Raw genomic sequence first — 19,766 nt, 5'->3', positions numbered from 1 at the left:
TCTACTAAAACCCTCGCACTGCGTTCCCTAAAAAGAGTGACAGTGCAGTGCGTGCAGGGATGGGGTCAGCTCTGAATGAGTGCCCCACCCTACCGACACAACTTAAGCGCCGGTACGAGCTGCAATAATCTCCTCGGCCACGGAGGACGGAACCTCAGCGTAGGAGTCGAAGATCATGGTGTAGTTAGCGCGACCCTGGGTCTTGGAACGCAGGTCACCAACGTAGCCGAACATCTCGGACAGCGGAACCAGAGCCTTGACAGCCTTGACGCCGGTGCGGTCTTCCATGGAGTTGACCTGTCCACGACGGGAGTTGATGTCACCGATGACCTCGCCCATGTACTCTTCCGGAGTAATGACCTCAACGGCCATCATCGGCTCGAGCAGGACCGGCTTAGCCTTCTGAACAGCTTCCTTCAGAGCCTGCTGACCAGCGATCTTGAAGGCCATTTCAGAGGAGTCGACTTCGTGGTAAGCACCGTCGAGCAGGGTTGCCTTGATATTCACCAGTGGGTAGCCGGCGACGGTACCGTACTGCATTGCATCCTGGATACCAGCGTCGACAGACGGGATGTACTCCTTCGGGACACGGCCACCGGTGACCTCGTTTGCGAAGAGGTAAGTTGTGGACTCGCCTTCTTCCACCTCTTCAGCGGACGGGGAGTACGGCTCCAGAGCAATGATGACGCGGGCGAACTGACCCGAACCACCGGTCTGCTTCTTGTGGGTGTACTCGAACTTCTCGACCGGCTTGCGGATGGTCTCGCGGTAAGCAACCTGCGGGTTACCGATGTTTGCTTCGACCTTGAACTCGCGCTTCATGCGGTCAACCAGGACGTCGAGGTGGAGCTCACCCATACCGCCGATAACGGTCTGGCCGGTTTCCTCATCCAGGTGAACGGTGAAGGTCGGGTCCTCTTCAGCCAGACGCTGAATAGCGGTACCCAGCTTCTCCTGGTCAGCCTTGGACTTTGGCTCAATAGCAACGGAGATAACCGGATCCGGGAAGGACATGGACTCCAGAACGATCGGAGCATCCTGTGCACACAGAGTGTCACCGGTGGTGGTGTCCTTCAGACCGATGAAGGCGTAGATGTTACCTGCCACTGCCTCGTCAACAGGGTTCTCCTTGTTGGCGTGCATCTGGAACAGCTTACCGACGCGCTCCTTCTTGTCCTTGGTGGAGTTCAGGACCTGCTGGCCCGGCTCCACGCGACCGGAGTAAACGCGGACGAAGGTCAGCTTGCCGAAGAACGGGTGAGCAGCAATCTTGAATGCGAGAGCGGAGAACGGCTCATCCTTAGACGGCTTACGGACCATATCGACGTCCTCGTCGCCCATCTGGTGGCCGTGAACCTCGCCGATGTCCAGCGGATTCGGCAGGAAGTCAATGACAGCGTCGAGCAGCGGCTCAACGCCCTTGTTCTTGTACGCGGTACCACAGTAGACAGGGTAGATCTCAGAGTTCAGAACCATCTTGCGGATGGCGCCCTTGATCTCGTCCATGGTCAGCTCTTCGCCACCGAAGTACTTCTCCATGAGCTCCTCGTCGGACTCAGCGACGGTCTCAATGAGCTTCTCACGGTACTCGTTAGCCTTGTCGACCATGTCAGCCGGAATCTCCTCGACCTGCGCAGGAGTACCGATCTCGACCTTGCCCGGCCACATGAGGGCCTTCATCTCCAGCAGGTCAACAACGCCGTCGAAGTCATCCTCAGCGCCAATCGGCAGCTGCATAACCAACGGCTTAGCACCCAGGCGGTCAACGATGGTGCCAACGGTGTAGTAGAAGTCAGCGCCCAGCTTGTCCATCTTGTTGACGAAGCAAATACGCGGGACATCGTACTTCTGAGCCTGACGCCAAACCTGCTCAGACTGCGGCTCGACACCTTCCTTACCGTCGAAGACTGCGACGGCACCGTCGAGCACACGCAGGGAACGCTCAACCTCAACGGTGAAGTCGACGTGGCCCGGGGTATCGATGATGTTGATCTGGTTGTCGTTCCAGAAACAGGTCACAGCAGCGGAGGTAATGGTAATACCGCGCTCCTTCTCCTGCTCCATCCAGTCGGTGGTAGCGCCACCATCGTGAGTCTCGCCGACCTTGCGGTTAATACCCGTGTAGTACAGGATGCGCTCAGTCGTAGTCGTCTTACCAGCATCGATGTGCGCCATGATGCCGATGTTGCGGACCTTGTGGAGGTCCTTCTTAACGGGAAGTGCACCTTCAGCCACTTGATTCCCCACTCGTTTCAAATCGGTTTGGCGGTGAGACTCAATTACGGGATTGCAATTGGCCGTCAAATCCGCCGTCGGTCGGGTTTGCTTTATCTATAATGCCACCGTCTTGGCGCGAAGTCGCGCCGTGACGTACACCTATTGCGTAAATTCTACGCAAGACATCGGGTGTAAGCGCCGGGCTGGCCCCTATTGAGTGACCTTAAAGATCTGTGGACCGCGACCGACGCGCGCCGTTGACATACCGGCAGCTGCTTTACGACGGTGACCACTCGCGGCCTCCGTCGATAAGCGATTACCAGCGGTAGTGAGCGAATGCGCGGTTTGCTTCCGCCATCTTGTGAGTGTCCTCACGACGCTTGACGGATGCACCCAGGCCATTGGATGCATCGAGGATCTCGTTAGCGAGACGCTCGGTCATGGTGTTCTCACGGCGCTGACGAGAGAACATCAGCAGCCAGCGCAGTGCCAGCGTGGTGCCACGGCCCGGACGAACCTCGACCGGGACCTGGTAGGTGGCGCCACCAACACGGCGGGAACGAACCTCAAGAGCCGGCTTGACGTTCTCGATTGCGCGCTTCAGAGTCAGCACCGGGTCAGTACCGGTCTTCTCTTCACACAGCTCAAGTGCACCGTAGACGATGCGCTCTGCAGTCGACTTCTTACCGTCGATCAGAACCTTGTTGACCAGCTGCGACACCAGAGGGGAGCCGTAGACCGGGTCGTTGACGACAGGACGCTTCTGTACTGGGCCCTTACGTGGCATGGCTTACTTCTCCTTCTTTGCGCCGTAGCGGGAACGAGCCTGCTTGCGGTCCTTGACACCCTGGGTGTCGAGGGAACCACGGACGATCTTGTAGCGGACACCCGGGAGGTCCTTAACACGACCACCGCGAACGAGCACCATGGAGTGCTCCTGCAGGTTGTGGCCCTCACCCGGAATGTAAGCCGAAACCTCGATACCGGAGGTCAGGCGAACACGAGCGACCTTACGAAGAGCCGAGTTCGGCTTCTTCGGGGTGGTGGTGTAAACACGGGTGCAAACGCCGCGGCGCTGAGGGGAACCCTTCAGAGCTGCGGTTGCAACCTTAGCCTTCTTGTCATGGCGGCCCTTGCGGACCAGCTGCTGAATAGTGGGCATGAAGCCTCTTTCTGTTTTCAATCCTCGCTGGACATTCTCACGCCCGATGCCAACCGCAGCGGAGTAACCACCTTCCGTGTGAATGCATCACAAGAAAAGTTATTACTCATCCAGTGGTGAGCCCATCGGTTGAACGCAAGAAACGGAGGGATTTTGAACGTGCGAAACCCAGTCAGCCGCTCTCGCTGGCCTACTGGGTAATGTCTCAAGTTCCCAATTCTTTTCTGGGATCGTTGTATAACAGTACGCGAGCTGCGGGTTTAGTCCAAACACCCTGGTAATGGCCTATAAATTTCAAGCACTTTGAGCGCTTGTGGGCTTGGTAATTAAATTTTTGGGTGCGCAGCACGGCGCGCCTCGCCCCAAAAGACGCAGGCGTTACTATGCCGGTTTGAAGCGATAACCCGGCCAATTCTGCCGCTCGCTCGGTTTGCTCACTTTAGTGTCTTGCGCCAGTACTGGAGAAACTAAGTCGTCATGTTCACTACGGGCGGATGCTGATTCATTGCCTACACCCCAGTGTCGGCGTATAGGTGGGGACATGTCTAAGAAGGTTATTGTCATTGGCGGCCACGGCAAGGTGGCCCAAATCGCTACTCCCCTACTTATCGACGATGGCTGCGAGGTCACCTCTGTTATTCGCAACCCCGACCAGGTCCCGGATATCGAGGCTCTCGGGGCCACACCAGCCGTTTACGACATCACCAGTCTCTCGACGGAGCAGTTTGCGGACCTTCTCAGCGGGCATGATGCCGTGGTTTGGTCCGCCGGTGCTGGTGGAGGTTCACCAGAACGGACTTACGCGATCGACCGCGACGCAGCTATTACCTCGATTGCCGCGGCCGAGCAGGCTGGCGTTAAGCGCTACGTCATGGTCTCCTACTTTGGTGCGGGTCACGACCATGGCGTTCCAGAGGATCACAGCTTCTTTGCCTATGCCGAGTCCAAGGCTGCAGCCGACGAAGCGCTGCGCGCTTCAGACCTTGAGTGGACCATTCTCGGCCCGAGTGCGCTGACGCTCGACAAGGGCCAGGATTCCATCGACACCACGGCGGACAAGGCAGGCGAGGTCGCTCGTGCGACCGTTGCCAATGTCATATCGCAGACCGTGTTCAACGAGGCTACCGTTGGTCGCATGATTAACTTCAACGAGGGCAACACCCCGATTGCAGAGGCCCTCAAGGAGTAGAGGGAGGAAGCCGGGGACAGACCCCCTAGCCCCTCCCTCCCCTGCCCCTGCCCCTGTTCCTATCGCTTTTCTTCAATCTCCAGCTGAGTTTTCCAGTTGAGTTGCCTCGACAAAGAAAAATCCTCCGGCACGACCGTGACGAACTAGCAAGCTGCTAGTAAGCCACAACTGTGCCGGAGGATTTTTCCGGTTGCCACCTAACAGTTAGCGCACAGCCCCAACTGCCAAGCGAGGTGCTTTGTCCGACAGCGGCCGGGGAATTCTCCCGCTCCCCAGCCGCGGCCGCAAAGCTATTGATTTTTACTCGAAGGTTCCGATGTCATCCAGCGGAACTGCGGAACCGACCTGGTCAATGCCGTAGGTGTCCTCGGCACCGTAGAAGCCCTCACCGAAGGAGGCAAATGGTGCGGCTGCCTGGCGGGCAGCTTCCTCAGTCGGCTCAACAGTGATGTTGCGGTAGCGCGAAATACCCGTACCAGCCGGGATTAGCTTACCGATGATCACGTTCTCCTTCAGGCCGATGAGCTTATCCGAGCGCTTGTTGATAGCGGCGTCGGTAAGCACGCGCGTCGTCTCCTGGAAGGAGGCCGCGGACAGCCAGGACTCGGTGGCCAGCGATGCCTTGGTAATACCCATCAGCACGCGACGGCCCTCGATGACGCTGCCGCCGGAGGCAACAATCTCACGGTTCTTAGCCATGACCGTGGAGCGCTCGACCAATGCGCCTGGCAGCAGGTCGGAGTCACCCGGCTTGGACACAATCACGCGGCGCAGCATCTGGCTGACAATAACCTCGATGTGCTTGTCGTGAATGGCCACACCCTGGTCACGGTAGACCGACTGGACTTCCTCAATGAGGTGACGCTGGACACCGCGGCGACCTAGGACCTCGAGGACCTCGTGCGGATCGGCAGCGCCCTTGAGCAGCTGCTGCCCCTTAACCACATGGTCACCATCGCGGATGGCGCGACGACGGCCATCGACGGTGATTTCAGCCAGACCCTGACGCTTGGACAGCTTGTCGTAGACGACCTCGTCCTCGCTGTTGGCATCCGGGATGAGGGTGAGCGTGTAGAAGTGCTCGTCCTCCTCCAGGCGCACGCGACCGTTTTCGCGAACCAGTGGAGCCTTGTTCTTCGGCACTCGGGCCTCGAACAGCTCCTGGACACGCGGCAGACCACCGGTAATGTCGCCACCGACACCACCCTGGTGGAACGTACGCATGGTCAGCTGGGTACCCGGCTCACCAATGGACTGCGCAGCGACAATACCGACAGCCTCTCCGATGTCGACCAGCTTGCCGGTTGCCATCGAACGACCGTAGCACTTGGCACAGACACCGGTTGCGGTGGAACAGGTCAGAACCGAGCGGACCTTGACTTCCTTGACACCGTGGCTGAGAGCCAGGGTGATGTGGTCGTCGTTCAGGTCGGTGTCAGCCTCGATAAGGACATTGCCCTCAGCGTCGGTGACATCTGCTGCCAGTACGCGAGCAATCGCGGCGGTCTCGACGTACTTCGCACGACGGATCTCGCCGGTCGGGTTGCCGGTTGCGTCCAGAACATCCTCGCCGATCTCGACAACGACACCGTCGTGGGTGCCACAGTCCTCTTCGCGAACGATGACGTCCTGTGCAACGTCGACCAGACGACGGGTCAGGTAACCCGAGTCAGCGGTACGAAGCGCGGTATCGGCCAGACCCTTACGGGAACCGTGCGAGTTGTTGAAGTACTCGAGAACCGACAGGCCTTCGCGGAAGGAGGTCTTAATCGGGCGGGTGATGTATTCACCACGCGGGTTCGTAACCATGCCCTTCATGCCGGCCAGCGAGTGAATCTGGCCCATGTTACCGGCAGCACCCGACTTCACGATCATCGGAATCGGGTTGTCATCCGGGTACAGAGCCTCGACCTTTTCACCGACCTCAGCCGTCGCGGCCTTCCACAGGTTAACCAGCGACTCGTGACGCTCAGCAGCCGAGAGCTTACCGCGGCGGAACTTCTTCTCCACCGTGGCGGCCTTCTCTTCGTAGCCGTTCAGGATCTCACGCTTGTTCGGGAGAACCAGCACGTCAGACATAGCAATGGTGACACCAGAACGGGTAGCCCAGTAGAAACCAGCATCCTTGAGCTTGTCGACGGTCTGAGCGACCGTAATCATCGGGTACTTGGCAGCCAAGTCGTTGATGATCGCAGCCTGCGGCTTCTTAGCCATAACGCCTTCGACGTATGGGTAGTTCCACGGCAGCAGGTCGTTGAACATAACGCGGCCCAGCGTGGTGGAAGCCAGCCAGGTGTCGCCCTTGTTCCAACCATCCGGGAACTGCTCAGCCTCAATCTCGGCCGGCGGACGCAGGTGGCTGATGCGAACCTTAATCGGGCTCTGCAGGCCGATGGTACCGAGGTCGTAAGCCATGATGGCCTCGGCCGGGCTGGTGTAAATACCCTGCTCCGGTGCGTCCTCGGTGGCATCCTGGTGGCCGCCCGGCAGCTCCGGCTTCTCCAGTGTCAGGAAGTACAGGCCAGTGACCATATCCAGACGCGGCATAGCCAGCGGCTTACCGGAAGCCGGCGACAGAATGTTGTTCGAGGACAGCATCAGGACGCGAGCCTCGGCCTGTGCTTCAGCGGATAGCGGCAGGTGAACTGCCATCTGGTCACCGTCGAAGTCGGCGTTGAAAGCCTCACATGCCAGTGGGTGCAGCTGAATTGCCTTACCCTCAACCAGGACCGGCTCGAACGCCTGAATACCCAGGCGGTGCAGCGTAGGTGCACGGTTCAGCAGGACCGGGTGTCCGGTAATGACATCTTCGAGGACGTCCCACACCTCTGGGCGCTGACGCTCAACCATGCGCTTCGCGCTCTTAATGTTCTGCGCGTAGCTCTTGGCCACGAGCTCCTTCATAACGAACGGCTTGAACAGCTCCAGAGCCATCAGCTTCGGCAGACCACACTGGTGCAGCTTCAGCTGCGGGCCGACGATAATAACCGAACGGCCGGAGTAGTCAACACGCTTACCCAGCAGGTTCTGACGGAAACGACCCTGCTTACCCTTGAGCAGGTCGCTCAGGGACTTCAGCGGGCGGTTACCCGGACCAGTGACCGGGCGGCCACGACGTCCATTGTCGAACAGTGCGTCAACGGATTCCTGAAGCATGCGCTTCTCGTTGTTGACGATGATCTCCGGAGCGCCGAGGTCAATCATGCGCTTCAGGCGGTTGTTGCGGTTGATGACACGACGGTAGAGGTCGTTCAAGTCCGAGGTCGCAAAGCGGCCACCGTCGAGCTGCACCATCGGGCGCAGCTCCGGCGGAATCACCGGGATGCAGTCGAGCACCATAGCGGCCGGGTCGTTGCCGGACTGCAGGAATGCAGTGACAACCTTCAGGCGCTTGAGGGCGCGCATCTTCTTCTGTCCCTTGCCGTCGCGAATAATCTCGCGCAGCTCCTCGGCCTCCTTGGCCAGGTCGAAGTTGCGGATCAGGGTCTGAATAGCCTCAGCACCCATACCACCGGTGAAGTAATCCTCGTAGCGGTCGACGAGCTCGGTGTAAATGCCCTCGTCGATAATCATCTGCTTCGGCTCGAGCTTGATGAAGGTGTTCCAAATCTCGTCGAGACGATCCAGCTCGCGCTGGGCACGCTCACGGATGTGGCGCATCTCGCGCTCGGCTGCAGACTGAACCTTCTTGCGGGCATCAGCCTTGGCACCCGCTGCCTCGAGTTCAGCCAGATCCTCTTCCAGGGTCTGGGCGCGCTCGGCCAGCTCCTGGTCGCGATCGTCCTCAACCAGCTTCTTGTCCACGAGCATGTCTGCTTCGAGGGTTTCCTGGTCGTTGTGGCGAGCCTCTTCATCCACGGAGGTGATGATGTTGGCAGCGAAGTAGATGATCTTTTCCAGATCCTTCGGAGCCAGGTCGAGCAGGTAGCCGAGGCGGGACGGCACACCCTTGAAGTACCAGATGTGAGTGACCGGAGCGGCCAGCTCAATGTGGCCCATGCGCTCACGGCGAACCTTCGACTTGGTCACCTCAACGCCACAGCGTTCACAGATGATGCCCTTGAAGCGAACGCGCTTGTACTTACCACAAGCACACTCCCAGTCACGGGTCGGGCCGAAGATACGCTCACAGAAAAGGCCATCCTTTTCCGGCTTCAGCGTACGGTAGTTAATCGTCTCGGGCTTCTTGACCTCACCGCGAGACCAGCGGCGGATGTCGTCGGCGGTAGCGAGCCCAATCCGGAGCTCGTCAAAGTTGTTGACGTCGAGCACCTGTTTTCCCTTTCCCTCCGCATCGAAGTAATGCGGAAACCAAATTCTCTGCGGAGGTTTTTGTACGTTGTCGTCTGTGTTGGGTTATTCGCGAGTTAGGGCTTCCCGACCCTGATACTCACGCAATGTTTCGTCGTGAAGCGAGAAACTATGCGGAGTCAGCGTCGGAACGCTCATCGCGGGACAGGTTAATGCCGAGGGAAGCGGTCGCGTGGTCGAGTTCCTCATCGTCGGAGGAGCCCAACTCAACCGGAACGCCGTCGGCCGAAAGGACCTCAACGTTCAGGCAGAGCGACTGCAGTTCCTTCAGAAGCACCTTGAACGACTCCGGAATACCCGGATCCGGAATGTTGTCGCCCTTCACGATTGCCTCGTAGACCTTAACGCGGCCAACCACGTCATCGGACTTGATGGTGAGCAGCTCCTGCAGGGTGTAGGCAGCGCCGTATGCCTGCATTGCCCACACCTCCATCTCACCGAAGCGCTGACCACCGAACTGAGCCTTACCACCCAGCGGCTGCTGGGTAATCATGGAGTACGGACCGGTGGAGCGAGCGTGAATCTTCTCGTCGACCAGGTGGTGCAGCTTCAGCATGTACATGTAGCCCACCGAAACCGGGAACGGGAACTTCTCGCCAGAGCGGCCGTCGAACAGCGTGGCCTTACCGTCAGCGTTGACCAGCACCTCGCCGTCACGGTTCGGGCGGGACGACGCGAGCAGACCAGCGAGCTCCTCGTTCTCAGCACCGTCGAACACTGGGGTTGCAACCAGGGAGTCGGACGGAACGTCGTGCAGGTCGGCCGGAAGACGCTTAGCCCAATCCGGGTCGCCCTCAATGCTCCAGCCGGCCTTCGCCAGCCAGCCGAGGTGAACCTCGAGAACCTGGCCGATGTTCATACGACGCGGAACACCGTGGGTGTTCAGAATGATGTCGACCGGGGTGCCGTCCGGCAGGAACGGCATGTCCTCCTGCGGCAGAATCTTGCCGATAACGCCCTTGTTACCGTGGCGACCTGCCATCTTGTCGCCGTCCTGGATCTTGCGCTTCTGCGCAACGTACACGCGGACCATCTCGTTGACACCCGGTGCCAGGTCGTCATCGTCTTCACGGGAGAAGACGCGGACGCCGATGACCTTGCCGGACTCACCGTGCGGAACACGCATGGAAGTGTCACGGACCTCGCGGGACTTCTCGCCGAAGATAGCGCGCAGCAGGCGCTCCTCCGGAGTCAGCTCAGTCTCGCCCTTCGGCGTGGTCTTAGCGACCAGGATGTCACCGTCGCGAACGTCGGCACCGATGCGGACGATGCCGCGTTCATCCAGATCCTTCAGCATCTCCTCGGACGCGTTCGGGATGTCACGGGTGATTTCCTCCGGCCCCAGCTTGGTGTCGCGGGCGTCAATCTCGTGCTCCTCGATGTGAATCGAGGTCAGGATGTCCTCCTCAACCATGCGCTGGTTCAGGATGATGGCGTCCTCGTAGTTGTGACCTTCCCACGGCATGAATGCCACGAGCAGGTTCTTACCAAGTGCCATCTCACCGTTGTCGGTACCCGGACCGTCAGCGATGACCTGGCCGGCCTCAACACGCTGGCCCTCGTCAACCAGTGGCTTCTGGTTGTAGCAGGTGCCCTGGTTGGTGCGCTCGAACTTGCGCAGCAGGTAGGTGTGGCGCTGGCCCTCATCGTCCATGATGGTGATGAAGTCTGCCGACACGGTCTCGACCACACCGGTGGCCGAAGCGACAATGACATCGCCCGCGTCGTAAGCAGCACGCTGCTCCATACCGGTACCGACGAACGGAGCCTCCGAACGCAGCAGCGGCACAGCCTGACGCTGCATGTTCGCACCCATCAGGGCACGGTTAGCGTCGTCGTGCTCGAGGAACGGAATCATGGCGGTAGCCACGGAGACCATCTGACGCGGGGAAACATCGAGGTAGTCGACCTCATCGGCGCGGACGGACTCGACGTCACCACCCTTCTTACGAACAGACAGGGTCTCCTGAACGAAGTGGCCGTTCTCGTCGATCGGGGTGTTGGCCTGCGCGACGACGTAGCGGTCTTCCTCATCAGCGGTGAGGTAGTCGACCTCGTCGGTGATGACACCATCGCGGACGCGACGGTACGGAGTCTCAATGAAACCGAACGGGTTCACGCGTGCGTAGCAGGACAGCGAACCAATCAGGCCAATGTTCGGACCCTCTGGGGTCTCAATTGGACACATGCGACCGTAGTGGGACGGGTGAACGTCTCGAACCTCAAGGCCAGCACGGTCACGGGTCAGACCACCCGGGCCCAGTGCGGACAGACGACGCTTGTGGGTCAGGCCCGACAGCGAGTTGTTCTGGTCCATGAACTGGGACAGCTGGGAAGTACCGAAGAACTCACGGATAGCCGCGGAAACCGGGCGCACGTTAATCAGGGTGGTCGGCTGGATCGACTCCACGTCCTGAGTGGTCATGCGCTCACGAACCACGCGTTCCATGCGGGACAGACCCACGCGGACCTGGTTCTGAATCAGCTCGCCTACGGTACGCAGACGACGGTTACCGAAGTGGTCGATATCGTCGGTCTCAACCGGGATTTCGACGCCTTCCGGCGAGGTCATAACATTCTCGCCGTCGTGCAGACGCACGAGGTATTCGATGGTGGTAGCAATATCCTGCTCGGTCAGAACCATCTCGCCGGAGGCATCAGCGCCCAGGCCCAGCTTGCGGTTGACCTTGTAGCGACCGACCTTAGCCAGGTCGTAGCGCTTCGGTTTGAAGAAGTTGTTCTCCAGCAGAGCCAGCGCGGACTCGCGCGTCGGCGGCTCACCCGGGCGCTGCTTGCGGTAAATCTCCAGCAGGGCCTCGTCGGTGTTTGCAACACCGTCCTTCTCCAGGGTGGCCATCATGATCTCAGAGAAGCCGAAGCGCTCCTTGATCTCCTCGGTGGTCCAGCCGAAAGCCTTCAGCAGAACCGTGACCGGCTGGCGACGCTTACGGTCAATACGAACGCCGACGGTGTCCCGCTTGTCGACGTCGAACTCCAGCCACGCACCGCGCGACGGAATAATCTTCACCGAGTGCAGCGGGCGCTCGGTGGACTTGTCGATGGTCTCATCGAAGTAGACGCCCGGAGAGCGCACCAGCTGAGAAACAACGACACGCTCAGTTCCGTTGACGATGAACGTACCCTTGTCCGTCATCATCGGGAAGTCACCGATGAAGACGGTCTGGCTCTTGATCTCACCGGTCTCGCGGTTGGTGAACTCCGCGGTGACGTAGAGGGGAGCCGAGTAGTTGATGTCCTTATCCTTGGACTCATCCACGGTGTTCTTGACGGAGTCGAACCATGGGTCCGACAGCGTCAGGGACATCTTCTGGGAGTAGTCCTCGATCGGAGAGAGCTCTTCTAGAATATCTTCGAGACCGCTGGTAACCCGAGCGTCTTCTCCGAGCTCCTCCTGGCGACGAGCACGCCACTCAGGCGTGCCAATGAGCCATGCGAAAGACTCACGCTGCAGGTCGAGCAGACCAGGAACCGCAATCGGCTCCTGAATCTTTGCAAACGAGTACCTCTTCGAAGCTCCGGGAATACCGGTTACTGCCTTGGTCTGGCGGGAGACTGCCAAGATGCGTCCTTCCAGCACCTCACGCGGTGGAGCACACCGGCAACCGGTGGTGCGCTCCGCCCGCTTGGTTTATACGCGATTCAAGTTGCAGGAATTATTTCTGTTGCGCACCGGGATACTTTGCGTCTAACCTTTGGTCACACACGAAAGTGATTCCCCCGCCACTTGGCCTCCAAGACCAGCCTTTAAAGGCGAGCCCCCGAGCCCTAACGGCGGCGTCGCAGCAACTCCTTTAACAGCTAGATGCACGAAAAACGGTGCTACATAATAGCCCCGCGCTCCGAGCGCAAACTATAAAAGAGCTGGCGACAGATACACTAATTCCAGCGCAACGATTTAGCCTATATCAAAAACTGGCAGTTGTCTAGTACAACTTGACAAATCGGGCGTGTCGCATTCACCCGTTACCGATATAACGATGAGGCCTGGGCGCTATGGCCGTCGTAAAGCGTTACTCTGTTTTACGACGGGTCGAAGGACGCACGATACCCACGATTGCGATGAATACCAGAATCGAACCGGACGCAATGAGGCCGATTGACCACGGCTCTAGAGCTGGGCGCTGGAAATTCTGTATTGCGCCAAAGAGAAGCTGATTGGAAAGGCCTTCGTCCATCTTGCCGTTGAAGCGCAGGTAGTCCATGATCGGCTCGCCATCGCGGGTCTCCCACCAAAGGTGGATGTCCTCGGCCATATCGATGACCGAGCCAGACTTGGGCTCAACCCACAAATCACGGGTGCCCTGGTACTGGAGGAAGCCGGACTTGTCATCCTGGGTTAGCTGAGAGACGTAAGAACGGTACTTCTGGGCGAGATTCGTCTTCTCAATGTCCTGACGGAAATGCAGGACACGGTTACCGCCGCGCTCCTCTTCCCCGACAAACTTTGCCGGCAAGGAATCGTGGAGGAGATCATCAAAGATCAGGTATTCTTTTTCCTCAGTGTCGGCCGGGAGCTTCACCCAGTTCCCCTCGAAAGCCACTGATCGTGGAACGCCCGCCATGCGGTCGACAAGAGTCGCAGGAGCCAGCGCCTCGCCGGTGAGTCGGTCGATGGTCACTGTCCAGATATTGGCCTCGATAAGCTCGGTCAGCGGGTCGGTGCCCATGACCTCCGGGGGAAGCTCACGCATTTCAGTCACACCGACACGGAGCGAAACCTTGTCCGCATCGGCGGGTTCGATGAGCACGCCGTGGAGCTGTCGCTGCAGCGGCGAGTGCACTTCTTCCCGCTTGCCTTCTTCGTTAATCCTGGTGGACACGCCGTCTTCCGCCCGCAGGGTGTACGACACCGGCGGCAGGTCAAGCGGCATTTTGGGATCAACATTGAGCACTTTGGGCAGCAAGATGCCAGCAGCAAGCAGTGCGGTGCCTAGACCCAACAGAAGGATAGACAGAATTCTCGGCCGTGAGAGCATGTTAGATACTTTACAGGCCAATAGGGGCAATCAAGACAATGAGTGGTCTGGTTTTTGCCCCCAACTCCCTGTGACGGGTGAGATTAGTGAGGTTTTGCCGGGGTCGGGTGGGTTAGCAAAGGCCCCAGAAACAAAAGAACCGCCAACCCCGGGTAAAAATCCCAGAATTGGCGGTCAGAATCGGTAGCTTTAGGCCACTACCGGAGCCGAAGCAAGTAACTGAATTACTTGAGGGAGACCTTTGCGCCAGCCTCTTCCAGCTTAGCCTTAGCAGCCTCAGCGTCGTCCTTGGAAGCACCCTCCAGGATAGCCTTCGGAGCGGACTCAACCATCTCCTTAGCCTCCTTCAGGCCCAGGCCGGAGACGATCTCGCGGACAGCCTTAATAACGCCAATCTTCTTAGCGCCAGCGTCCTCGAGGACGACGTCGAACTCGTCCTTCTCCTCAGCAGCAGCCTCGCCGCCAGCAGCGCCTGCAGCAGCAACTGCAACCGGAGCAGCAGCGGTGACGTCGAACTCCTCCTCGAAAGCCTTCTTGAACTCGGTGAGCTCAACGAGGGTCATTTCCTTGAAAGCCTCGAGCAGTTCCTCAGTGGTGTACTTAGCCATGGATATTCTCCTATGAGTGTGGTGCGGCCGCTCCCCTCAGAGATCCCTGGGGTCGAAGCCGTCAAAGTGATATTTAAAAGTTTTTCGCGTGATTTAGTTCGCGTAGTTCGCGAGCCGCTCGGGATTACTTCTTTTCCTCGAGTGCCGCAGCAAGGCGGGCAACCGAGGAGGTCGGAGCGTCGAGCAGGCCAGCGACGTTCGCCAGAACGCCGTTGAAGGCACCAGCCAGCTTTGCCAGCGTGGTCTCACGGTTATCCATATCCGCAAGAGCCTCGAACTGTGCTGCATCCATTGCAGCACCGTCCATGTAGCCGCCCTTGATCACGAGGTTCTTGTTGTCACCGGCGAACTTCTTAATCGCCTTAGCCGCATCCACAGCCTCGCCCTTGATGAAGGCGACTGCAGTCGGGCCGTTCAGGTGCTCATCAAGACCCTCAATCCCTGCCTCGTCGGCAGCGATCTTGATCATGGTGTTCTTGGCGACGGAGTACTTAACATCAGCACCGAGGGCGCGACGCAGTTCCGTGATTTCCGCAACGGACAGGCCGCGGTACTCAGTCAGCACGATAGCGTTGGACTCTTCGACGTCCTGCTTCAGTGCTGCAACAGCTGCAATCTTCTCAGCATTTGCTGCCATGTGTACTCTCGCCTCCTTCCTGGTCTTTGCAATTTTCCGCTCGGCCAAGTGAAGGATTCTTTTGCGCAAATACAACAAACGCCCCAATCCTCGCACAAGGATGGGGCGCACAATTCTTGTGGCGTGTTCCACTTCAACTCCGCCAACCCCAAGGCCAGCAGGTGAAGTCAAACTGCGCAAGCGCTTCCAAGTCCTCCTGCGTGGGCCGCTCACTGTATTCCTACAATGAAACCTTCAATCCGCTTCTTTCAAAGCGAATGACCGACGGTCTTCGGTGAAACTTGAGTACCAACCTCCATCTTCCCAACTCGATGTTGGTACCGATTGGAAGCCGGTCAAACTTCGTGAAGAAACTTTATACCAGACCCTGGCAATTAACCAAATCGCCTATCCAAACCGCGCCGCACCTGGCTCTCCGAAGCGGCCGAACTCCAGGTCCTTCTCACGTTGCTGGACAATCATCTCGAGCTCGGCAAAGTACGCATTCAGGTTGTCGTCGGCAAGCCAGAGCACTTGGTCGGCGTAGTCGAGCACCACGCGCACCATGTCGTCGGGATGTGCGTCCAATCTGGCGGCGTCGAGAATATCCACGGTGAGTGTCAGTGCCACGCGCACAACCGGCGGGATCTGCGATGCCAAACACTGCTGCGCCACGACATTGCGCAGCTCGACGGCCTCCATCCGCGCAATGATGCGCAACAGCCGCACGACCACGACCTGCGCCGCCCGAGCTTGTAGAGCTTCCTCCTCACTCATCCCCGGAAGCACCACAGAGTCCTGGATATTGCGGCGAAGGACCTCAGCTACGCGCTCGTCCTCCCCTAGCCCCGTCAGTACCTCGCCCAGCAGAGTCTGTCCTGCGATGCGCAGGCAGGGCATGTCATAGGCGTCGTCGCCCAACGAGTCGAGATACGAGATGAGCTGCGGTTCAATAATTCCGGAACCGTCGTCGAGCTGCGCCAGGCGATTAATCTCGCCGAGCGCCTCCAGCCCTTCTTCGGGTTCCAAAATTAACGTCATAATCGCGATTTTAAGCAACAAACTTTGGCTGTGAGTCCATTTCGCCTGGATTAGTTGTTTGGATTAGCAATTCGCTTTACGACGTCTACCGCGCCCAAGCCCCCACCGCGCTATCGATACCCCTTATGCCAATGCAAAACCGCCACCTTACACACTGTGGGAAAGTGCGCGCGGCGGCGGTTTTAAAGAGCTTTGCTCAGAGTCACTCTCGAGTGACTCGTGAAGAGCACACTCGCCTATCGGCTGATGCTGATTTAGGCGGTGTAGTCCTTGATCACGCTGGTGTCAACCGGGATGCCCGGGCCGTTGGTGGCGGAGACGGTGATCTTCTTCAGGTACTTACCCTTAGCAGCGGACGGCTTGAGGCGCATCAGCTCGTCGATAAGCGCACCGTAGTTCTCGGCCAGCTTCTCAGCGTCGAAGGATGCCTTACCGATAACAGCCTGCAGGTTTGCAGCCTTGTCAACGCGGAAGGAAATCTTACCGCCCTTGATCTCGGTGACAGCCTTAGCGACATCCGGGGTAACGGTGCCGGTCTTCGGGTTCGGCATCAGACCACGCGGGCCGAGGATGCGAGCCACGCGACCAACCTTGGCCATCTGGTCCGGAGTTGCGATGGCAGCGTCGAAGTCGGTCCAGCCGCCCTGAATCTTCTCGATCAGCTCCTCGGAGCCAACGAAGTCAGCGCCGGCCTCTTCAGCCTTGGTGGCGTTCTCGCCAGCAGCGAAAACAACAACGCGGACGGTCTTACCGGTGCCGTTCGGCAGGGAGACAGTGCCGCGAACCAGCTGGTCAGCCTTGCGCGGGTCAACGCCCAGGCGGATAGCGACGTCGATGGTGGCGTCGTAGTTCTTGGAGGAGGTCTCCTTGGCCAGGTTAGCGGCCTCGAGCGGAGAGTAGATGCGGCCGGCGTCGATCTTCTCGGCGGCGGCGCGGTATGCCTTAGAGTTCTTGCTCATGAAAAGTCCAATCTCAATTAAGTGAAATGGTTGGATTGTGGTGTGTAGCGGGCCGAAGCTGGCCCTACCACTTGATGAAGGTGCAGCTAAACGCTGACGGTTTACTTAGCGCCCTCGACGGTGATGCCCATGGAACGAGCGGTACCGGCGATGATGCGTGCACCCATCTCGATGTCGTTAGCGTTCAGGTCCGGCTTCTTCAGCTCGGCGATTTCCTTGCACTGCTCCCAGGTCACGGAACCGACCTTGTTGGTGTGCGGAACGCCAGAGCCCTTCTGAATGCCAGCGGCCTTCAGCAGCAGCTTAGCTGCCGGCGGGGTCTTCAGAACGAAGGTGAAGGAGCGGTCTTCGTAGACAGAAATTTCAACCGGGACAACGTTGCCACGCTGGTTCTCAGTTGCTGCGTTGTAAGCCTTGCAGAACTCCATGATGTTGACACCATGAGCACCCAGTGCCGGACCAACCGGCGGAGCCGGGTTAGCCTGACCAGCCTGAATCTGCAGCTTAATAATCGCAGAAAGCTTCTTCTTCGGAGCCATCGGATTAACCTACTTCCTAGTTACCGGGGCGCGCCGCCCCGATGAAAAGGCGACTCACCCCGTCCGGATGCCGACGCTTTACGACGACCCTTGCGCCCTCGACCATCATGGCCGCTGGCGCTGGTCATCGAGTTGGTGCCAGCCACCGGGGATACGAATTACTTGGCGCATCTGTGCTCAAGGCACAAAAATGCACGCCTGGCTACGTTACCGCAGCGTATGGCGTGCATCAAAATCCGTTACCGGATTGGTTGCGCGAGCGAGCTAGCTGGTGCCTTGCTCGGCGCTTGGCTTAGGGCTGTGCTTGCCGCTTGGCTCTGCGCCTGGCTTGAGGTCGGGCCTAGTTCAGCTTCTCGACCTCATCGATGCCCAGCTCGACCGGGGTCTCACGGCCGAAGATGGAAACCAGAGCCTTCATGCGGCCGGTGTCCGGGTCGATCTCGGAGATGGTCGCAGCCACGGATGCGAACGGACCGGACAGGATGGTGACGGACTCGCCGACCTCGTAGTCGATGGCGACGGCCTTCTTCTCCGCCTGCGGCGCCGCTGCGACAGCCAGCTCACCGTCGGCGTTTGCAGCTTCCTCAGCGGCGTCCGCGGTGATGGTCTCCTTCGGCATGAGGAACTTAGCGACCTCACGGATCTTAACCTTGGACGGCTGGCCCTCGCTACCGACGAAGGAAGTAACACCCGGGGTGTCGCGGACGACGGACCAGGACGGGTCATCCAGGCTCATACGAACCAGAACGTAGCCCGGCAGCAGCTTGCGCTTAACGATCTTCTTCTTGCCGTCGTCCTTGCGCTCTTCGACTTCCTCAACCGGAACGATGACCTCGTGGATCTGCTCATCGACACCCATGGTCTGGGCGCGCATTTCCAGGTTGGTCTTCACCTTGTTCTCGTAGCCGGAGTAGCACTGGATGATGTACCAGTCGCCCGGACGACGCTTGAGCTCACGCTGGAACTCGCGCAGGCGCTTACGGTACTCGGCATCTGCGTCAGCAGCTGCCTGTACCTCAGCGTCAGCGGCAGTCTCCTCTGCCGGCGCTGCTTCTGCTGCAGCAGTGTCAGCTGCGGCTGCGTCGGCTGCGGCTGCACCCTCGGCCGGAGCTTCTACCTGAGCCGGTGCGCCCTGCGCATCCTGCTCAGTTGCGGCAGCATCCGCGGACTGGGCGTCGGAGAAAATATTCTGACCATCATTCATGTCGTGCTAACCCCTCTTGTATCTACATCAACGGTTCGCGACATTGGCATCTTCGCCTAAAGAGTCTTAAGAGCCAATATGCCATCCGCAATCACTTCGCACAGCCAGACACCAGCTGCGCTAACGAATAATCCCGCCGTCCGGAACTCGGAGGCGGGATGAAAAGCATCACTGCGAAACAGTATAACCGATTACTTACCCAACACCGATCGGACACCCAGACCGGCCAGCGTGTCCACACCCCACACGAGAGCGATCATGGCAATCAGGAACAGAATCACGATGATGCTGTAGGTGACCATCTGGCGGCCGGTCGGCCAAATCACCTTGCGCAGCTCGTCAACAACCTGCTTGATGAAAACCAAAGGGTTACGAGTCGAAAGCTCGTTGGTCTCCTTCTCACGCGCAGGCTTCTTCGCCACGGTGGTCTGCGCGCCCGTCGCCTGGCGCTTACCGGACGGGCGAGCCGCCGCCTGGAAAGTCTGGTTTTCCTCAGACACGATGCTCCTTCGCTACTTCGTGCATATGAGACCTAAAGATACTGCACAGTGAAACTCAAACGTGAATTCTTCAAGGGCAGACTCCGGGAATGTTCTCCGGAGCCAAGCCCCCACTGTGCAGAGCAAGTCTGGTTCAGTGCGTAAATTCTAGCCGATAATCCACACTATCGAAGAAATGCCCTTCGTGGGAACCGCAGGCTTCGAGATTCGATTCTGACAACCCCAAAGAGCTACGGGCTGCTCGCTCGGGCTGCTCGCTTCGGCCGCTCGCTCGGGGATGCGAACTTGGGGCTGCAAATGTGAAACTGTATGGGTTTATGACACTTTCAAGCCATTTTTCGGGCTGTTTTTGTCATAAACGCAGTCAGTAACTCGCATTGCCCCACCGCTGGGTTAAGTAAAGAAAAGTGTGTCTTTTCCGGG

14 protein-coding genes are annotated in these 19,766 nt (G+C 58.8%); 1 reads left to right on the top strand and 13 read right to left on the bottom strand.

What is annotated here, in order from left to right; genetic code table 11:
* Nucleotides 1–102: 102 nt before the first annotated feature.
* The 3 genes from fusA to rpsL all read right to left on the bottom strand — a co-directional run bounded on the left by fusA (nt 103) and on the right by rpsL (nt 3,379).
* Complete coding sequence (gene fusA, locus HMPREF2547_RS06410; RefSeq protein ID WP_083296867.1) at nt 103–2,235, bottom strand: elongation factor G; 2,133 nt, start codon at nt 2,233–2,235, stop codon at nt 103–105.
* Between the two features lie 298 nt (nt 2,236–2,533).
* Entirely contained in the window at nt 2,534–3,004 is a 471-nt protein-coding gene (gene rpsG / locus HMPREF2547_RS06405; RefSeq protein ID WP_016422052.1) for a 30S ribosomal protein S7, read from the bottom strand.
* Between the two features lie 3 nt (nt 3,005–3,007).
* Entirely contained in the window at nt 3,008–3,379 is a 372-nt protein-coding gene (gene rpsL, locus HMPREF2547_RS06400; RefSeq protein ID WP_005509887.1) for a 30S ribosomal protein S12, read from the bottom strand.
* A gap of 541 nt (nt 3,380–3,920) precedes the next feature.
* On the opposite strand from rpsL, the gene HMPREF2547_RS06395 reads away from it, so the two are divergent.
* Nucleotides 3,921–4,568 carry an SDR family oxidoreductase gene (locus HMPREF2547_RS06395; RefSeq protein ID WP_070605192.1) on the top strand — a complete coding sequence of 216 codons (648 nt, stop codon included), beginning with the start codon at nt 3,921–3,923 and terminating at the stop codon, nt 4,566–4,568.
* Between the two features lie 300 nt (nt 4,569–4,868).
* On the opposite strand, the gene HMPREF2547_RS06390 is transcribed toward HMPREF2547_RS06395, so the two are convergent.
* The 10 genes from HMPREF2547_RS06390 to secE all read right to left on the bottom strand — a co-directional run bounded on the left by HMPREF2547_RS06390 (nt 4,869) and on the right by secE (nt 19,343).
* Nucleotides 4,869–8,840, bottom strand: coding sequence for a DNA-directed RNA polymerase subunit beta' (locus tag HMPREF2547_RS06390; RefSeq protein ID WP_070605189.1), 3,972 nt, complete (start codon nt 8,838–8,840; stop codon nt 4,869–4,871).
* A gap of 148 nt (nt 8,841–8,988) precedes the next feature.
* Entirely contained in the window at nt 8,989–12,477 is a 3,489-nt protein-coding gene (locus HMPREF2547_RS06385; protein WP_070605186.1) for a DNA-directed RNA polymerase subunit beta, read from the bottom strand.
* A gap of 433 nt (nt 12,478–12,910) precedes the next feature.
* On the bottom strand, nt 12,911–13,876 hold the full coding sequence (locus HMPREF2547_RS06380; protein WP_070605183.1) for a cell envelope lipid trafficking protein PgfA: 966 nt from the start codon (nt 13,874–13,876) through the stop codon (nt 12,911–12,913).
* A gap of 224 nt (nt 13,877–14,100) precedes the next feature.
* Entirely contained in the window at nt 14,101–14,484 is a 384-nt protein-coding gene (gene rplL / locus HMPREF2547_RS06375) for a 50S ribosomal protein L7/L12 (RefSeq protein WP_038627619.1), read from the bottom strand.
* 124 nt (nt 14,485–14,608) lie between these two features.
* The gene (gene rplJ, locus HMPREF2547_RS06370) at nt 14,609–15,121 is read right to left on the bottom strand and encodes a 50S ribosomal protein L10 (RefSeq protein ID WP_016422046.1); all 513 of its coding nucleotides are present in this window, start codon (nt 15,119–15,121) and stop codon (nt 14,609–14,611) included.
* A 387-nt stretch (nt 15,122–15,508) separates the two neighbouring features.
* Complete coding sequence (locus tag HMPREF2547_RS06365) at nt 15,509–16,141, bottom strand: hypothetical protein (protein WP_049170047.1); 633 nt, start codon at nt 16,139–16,141, stop codon at nt 15,509–15,511.
* A 254-nt stretch (nt 16,142–16,395) separates the two neighbouring features.
* Nucleotides 16,396–17,100, bottom strand: coding sequence for a 50S ribosomal protein L1 (gene rplA, locus HMPREF2547_RS06360; protein ID WP_016422044.1), 705 nt, complete (start codon nt 17,098–17,100; stop codon nt 16,396–16,398).
* A gap of 101 nt (nt 17,101–17,201) precedes the next feature.
* Nucleotides 17,202–17,639, bottom strand: a complete 438-nt coding sequence (rplK, locus tag HMPREF2547_RS06355) for a 50S ribosomal protein L11 (protein WP_016422043.1) — start codon at nt 17,637–17,639, stop codon at nt 17,202–17,204.
* Nucleotides 17,640–17,979: 340 nt separating this feature from the next.
* On the bottom strand, nt 17,980–18,843 hold the full coding sequence (gene nusG / locus HMPREF2547_RS06350; RefSeq protein ID WP_016422042.1) for a transcription termination/antitermination protein NusG: 864 nt from the start codon (nt 18,841–18,843) through the stop codon (nt 17,980–17,982).
* Between the two features lie 191 nt (nt 18,844–19,034).
* Nucleotides 19,035–19,343, bottom strand: a complete 309-nt coding sequence (secE, locus tag HMPREF2547_RS06345; protein WP_016422041.1) for a preprotein translocase subunit SecE — start codon at nt 19,341–19,343, stop codon at nt 19,035–19,037.
* Between the last annotated feature and the right edge of the window lie 423 nt (nt 19,344–19,766).

It is taken from the genome of Corynebacterium sp. HMSC055G02, from assembly GCF_001809065.1.
GTDB classification, from domain to species: domain Bacteria; phylum Actinomycetota; class Actinomycetes; order Mycobacteriales; family Mycobacteriaceae; genus Corynebacterium; species Corynebacterium jeikeium_D.
Note: the sequence above shows the minus strand (reverse complement) of the source record. Positions and strands in the feature narration are given on the sequence as shown.